This is a genomic window from Arthrobacter sp. Y3223164 (genome assembly GCF_059091005.1).
Map to the genome: position 1 here is coordinate 1 of NZ_JBNHGF010000205.1, position 5,076 is coordinate 5,076.

General features: G+C 69.2%; 3 protein-coding genes. 2 read left to right on the forward strand and 1 reads right to left on the reverse strand.

The window, feature by feature from the left end; translation table 11 throughout:
• Nucleotides 1–3,038: S8 family peptidase (locus tag AC5RUJ_RS10835; protein ID WP_494155854.1), on the reverse strand; the 3,038-nt coding region annotated here is incomplete at its 3' end.
• A 318-nt stretch (nucleotides 3,039–3,356) separates the two neighbouring features.
• Here AC5RUJ_RS10835 and AC5RUJ_RS10840 point away from each other — a divergent pair.
• Entirely contained in the window at nucleotides 3,357–4,397 is a 1,041-nt protein-coding gene (locus AC5RUJ_RS10840; RefSeq protein WP_494127740.1) for a 3-methyladenine DNA glycosylase, read from the forward strand.
• 2 nt (nucleotides 4,398–4,399) lie between these two features.
• A complete protein-coding gene (locus AC5RUJ_RS10845) occupies nucleotides 4,400–4,996 on the forward strand; it encodes a hypothetical protein (protein WP_494127739.1) in 597 nt (198 codons plus the stop codon).
• Nucleotides 4,997–5,076 lie beyond the last annotated feature (80 nt).

A 5,076-nucleotide genomic window follows, 5' to 3' on the forward strand; every position in this document is an offset into this window, starting at 1 on the left:
GTGGCCGCGCCGTCGCCGAACTTGATCAGGCCGACCCAGCTGCCGGCTGCCAGGCCGGACCAGGCGGCGGTTACCGTGCCGGTCTCGCCGTTGGCCAGCTGCAGCGGATCCGGGCTGACCGTCAGGTTGCCGGCGTCACCGCTCAGCGCAACCGCGTCGATGGTCCCCTTGCTCGCCTTGCCGTCCGGGCTGCTGTACAGGTGCGCGATGGCATAGTACGTGCCCGGGGCCGGATTGTTGATGGCCAGGGACTCGCTCGCCGACGCAGTGGCCGCGGAGATTACGGTACCGGCTGGGGTGTAGACATACAGATCCCAGTCTGCCCCCGGGTCGGCCGCGGTGATGGAGAACTGCGCCAGCGTGGCACCCGCCGGCACCGCCTGCGGGGCGAATCCGGTGCTGCCGTTGGAACCGATCACGGCGGGCTGGCCAGGGACCTTCTCCACTGCGGTGGCGTTGGCCTTGGCCAGGCCCTCGACCGCGACGTCGATCGGCGAGTTGGTGCCCGAGGTGACCTCGATCGTGCCCGAGCCGTCGCCGCCGTCGGAAGCGAACGCGACGCTGGCGGGAGCCACCGCGGTGACCGGCCGGACGGCGATCGGCGAGACGACCGCGTGCTGGCCGGAGCCCTTGGCCTCTTCCGTCCAGACCAGCTCACCCATGGTGAACTGATCCAGCGGCGCATCCGCATTCTCGAAGGTGACCTTGAACGTGCGTTCCTGGCCGGCCTTCTTGAAGGTCAGCTTCGCGGGCGAGACCTTCACGTTCACGCCCGGCAGGTCCACGGCCGCCGTGTAGGTGCCGGGCTTCAGGGCTGTGAGCGTGCGCTCCACGGTGACCTTTCCGGCCAGCTTCCCGAGGGCGAACGACGGCACGTTGATGTCCTTGGACTCGACGGTGTCCCGCTTCTTCAGGCCCAGGTCCAGGCCTGTGCCCTGGATGAAGCCGAGCCAGTCGTTGATATCGGCATCGTAGGCCAGGCCGGGATCGCCCATCCGGGCGGTATCCACGTGGCCGGCGCCGGTGGCGAAGCGGTCTTCGTTCACCGAGCCGTCTTCCGTGACCAGGTCGCCGGCGGTGGTCATCATCGCCGACTTCACGGTGGCCGGGGACCACTTGGGGTTCTTGGCCAGCAGCAGCGCGCCGAGGCCGGCTACGTGCGGCGCGGCCATCGAGGTGCCGGACATAAAGCCGCTGGTCTCGCCGCCAACTACCGGGGAAACTCCGGCGAGCACGTTCACGCCGGGGGCCGTGACGTCCGGCTTCAGCAGGTTCGAGTCCACCGCCGTGGACGGACCGCGCGAGGAGAACTCGGCGACCTGCGGGACCGGGCTCTGCGGCAGCCCCGTGGTGTCACGGTCGCGCAGCGCCGCGGTCAGCGACGGGTCCGCGGCGACCTTGTCCTTGATGGACGGGTCGTCGATGTGCACGGTGGGGACGGCATGCAGGTCCAGGTCGAGCGACCCGGGGGTCACGTTGACGAGCACCATGCCGACACCGCCGGCCTGCTCGACGGCGACCGATTTGTCCGCGCGGGCGATCACGCCGCGGTCGCAGATGACGATCTTGCCTTCGACCTTGGCCGGATCAAGCTTGCCGGGGTAGCACAAGCGTGCTTCGTCACCGGTGGCGCCGGCCGCACCGGCCTGCGCGGAAAGGATCAGCGCAGTCTGCGGAACCTCGCGGTTCATGATGGACGTGCCGCGGTACTTGGTGCCGTCCGAGAGTTCCACGGTGCCCTGCAGTTCGTTGGAGAACGTGCTGGCGGCCACAGTGGTCACCCAGGGCGCGCTGTGGTTGACGGTGGCGGGAGCCGGACCCGCGTTGCCGGCGGAGGCGGAAACGAAAACGCCCACCTCGGCCGCGCTCAGGAACGCCACCGACACCGGGTCCAGGACGGAGTTGTTGTTGCCGGAGATGGAGTAGTTCAGCACGTCGACGCCGTCGAGGATGGCCTGCTCGATCGCGGACACGGAGGCCGAGGTGTAGCAGCCGCCGGTGGCGTCGTCGTTGTCCTCCCAGCAGATCTTGTAGACGGCGACCTTGGCGGCCGGAGCCACGCCGTTGCCGGTGCCGAAGTCGCGGCCGTCAACGGTCTGCGTCACGCCGCTGTTGCCGGCGGCCGTGGTGGCGGTGTGGGTGCCGTGGCTGGCGATGTCCAGCGGGGAGATGGACTCCTGCGGGTGCCTGTCTTCCGGCGGCACGTAGGCCAGGAAGTCGTCGGCGTAGTAGCGGGCGCTGAGCACCTTGGAGTTGCATTCGGTGCCGTCGAATCCGGAGCCTTCCTGGCCCGGCTGGCATTCGCCCAGGAACGTGCTGCCGTCTGCCTTGAGCATGGCGATCTTGCCATCCGGCGTCAGGTACGGTTCGCCGACCTTGGCCTTGCCGGTCAGCGGCTTGACCTCTTCGCCGGCCAGGAAGTCGCTGTCCGGGTAGTAGCCGGTGTCGATCACGCCGACCACGGTTCCCTTGCCGGCGTTTTGTGCGCCGCCATACTGTTCGGCCCAGACGCCGTTGCCGCCGGGCAGGTCCAGGAAATCGGTGCTGGAGTAGTCCGGGTGGTGCTGCTCGTCCGGAGCTACCGCCGCCACGCCCGGCTTCTTGGCCAGCTCGGCTGCCTGCAGCCCGGTCAACTCCGCCGCGAAGCCGTTCACCGCCGTCGTGAAGCTCTTCCCGATCTTGACGCCCTGGGAGGCGGCGACGTCGTTCTGCTGCTCCTGCAGGTGTGCCCGGTACTTCTTGGCGTTGGCGCTGTTTCCGTTCAGCTTTTCGCCCGGCGCGGGCTTCGTTGCCGCGATGCCGGACACGCCGCCCTCATAGGTGGCCAGCGGGTCGCCGGAGAGCATCACGATGTAGCGGCCGTCCTCGTAGACGGCCTGCTGCCCGTCCGGATTCGAGGTGATGGTGCGGGCGAGGTCGGCGGGTGCGGCCGCCGCCGGGCCGGCGAGCCCGGAGAGGATCAGCGGTATCCCCAGTGCGAGTGCCGCGGCAGAGCGCAATCCCTGCCGGTGCACAAAGCTGCTGCTTTGCTGTGTCATGAGAAGGAAATGCCTTTCATCCGGTGGGCGCGACCGCTTTGGTCGGCCCGCAGACGCAGCCGAATGCCTATCCTGCAGGCCGTGCGGCCGCAGGGTATTGGATTTCCCCGGCGTGCGAGGCCGGCCCCATCCCCATCTGTGACAACAGCCACATGGTGCGTCTGTGGGATCAAAGTACCGCACCGGAAGGTCTGAAAGAACCGTTTCACCCTTCTTGGGTGCGCCGCCGCGGAAATTCCCTGCGCGTACTTCCCTGCCGGGGCCGGCGGTGCTATAAGCCGGGTGCCAATCTGACGCGGCGGCTGGGACAATGGAACCATGGCGCCGCAGGTTCTCCTCGACCGGCTCCGGGTGCTCGAACCGGAGCAGTGGCTGCCGCGCGCCCGGGCCCACGGCGAGCGCGCCGAGCGCTTCACCCAGCCCTACCTGCAGCGCCGCTCGGCCGGGCTGAAACACCCGGTGGAAGACTTCCTCTTCACGTATTACAGCCTTAAGCCGGGGCAGCTGGCGCGCTGGCATCCCGGCGCTGGCGTAATGTTGACCGGCGACGGCGCCGGCGAGCGCCGCGGGTGGAAGTTTTACCGGGCGCTGACCGCCGCCGAGTGCCGCGCCACGGGAGTGGAGCACGACGCCGGTGCCGTCACCTTCGACGCCGAAGCCTTCCTGGCGGCGCGGGGAACGGCGGTGGCGTTTTCGCGGGAAATCCTGGCCGGCGCCGCGTCGCGGCCGGCCCGGTTCGGCTGCTTCGGGCTGCACGAGTGGGCCATGGCCTACAAGTCACGGCTCAACGGCGTCCGGCACGACTACCTGGAGCTGCGGCTCGGCGCGGAGGGAACGGATCAGGTGGTGGAGGGCAGCCGGATCAACTGCTCGCACTTCGACGCCTTCCGGTTTTACACGCCGCAGGCCATACCGCTGAACACGCTGCAGCCCACCCGGGAAAACCAGCGGCAGATGGAACAGCCCGGCTGCCTGCACGCCAACATGGACCTGTACAAGTGGGCGTACAAGCTGGCCCCGGCGCTGCCCAGCGAACTGGTGATGGACTGCTTCGAGCTGTCCTGGCGGATCCGCGAGCTGGACATGCGGGCCTCGCCCTACGACCTCTCGGGCTGGGGCTACGAACCGGTCAGGATCGAGACCACCGAGGGCCGCGCCCAGTACGTGGCGGCCCAGCGGGCGTTTGCCGAAGAGGCGCAGGCGCTGCGCCTCCGGCTCCTGGAAGCCCTGGACGTGCTGGAGGCACTGGATGTGCTCAAGGCGCCTAATGTGCCGGACCGCGGGACGGAGGGGAACTCGTCGTCGCACCGTGCGGGCGCGCGTCACTCCGCTCCGGGAAAGACTCGAACGGAGGACTGACCATGGCCGTTGAGGCGGAGCGTCCAGGGCGGCGGCGGGGCCGTTGCCGCCAAGCGGCGGTGCTCCTTTCCTGCCTGCTCTTCCTGCCATGGCTGGCGGCCTGCGGCCAGGGCGACCAGCCGCAGCCTTCCCCCGGCATCGCCGTTCCCGCTTCCCCGGGCGACGGCGGGGCCCCTTCCCCGGGCGACGAGGGGACCCCTTCCCCGTCGGAACCCGCTCCCTCGGAACCCCCGACGGACGACCAGAAAGGCGTGGCCGTGGATGCCGAACTGTCCATCATGCTGACCTCCGCCGACAGCACCGCCCGGCTTGAGCAACTGCTGGTGTGCCGGGATTCCCATCCCGCCGAAGGCTCCACGGTCAGGGACCCGGAGGGCGCTTGCGCGGCGCTGGCCAAGCACGGGGACAAGGTCTTCTTCGAACTGCCCGATCCCAACCGCCTCTGCACCCAGCAATACGGCGGTCCGCAGCAGGCCCACGTCACCGGCACCTTCAACGGCCGCGAGGTTAACAAGCACTTCTCCCTCACCGACGGGTGCAAGATCTCCGAGTGGAACGCCATGGCCGCGTTGCTGGGCGGCCGCGCCGGCGAAGTTTAGTGCCGACCTGGTCAGCGCCGCCGTGGCCGACCTGGTCAGCGCCGCCGTGGCCGACCTGGTCAGAGCCGCCGTGACCGACC

Coding starts and splice junctions, on each gene's coding strand:
- AC5RUJ_RS10840 (WP_494127740.1), top strand. CDS start 3,357: ATGGCGCCGCAGGTTCTCCTCGACCGGCTCCGGGTGCTCGAACCGGAG.
- AC5RUJ_RS10845 (WP_494127739.1), top strand. CDS start 4,400: ATGGCCGTTGAGGCGGAGCGTCCAGGGCGGCGGCGGGGCCGTTGCCGC.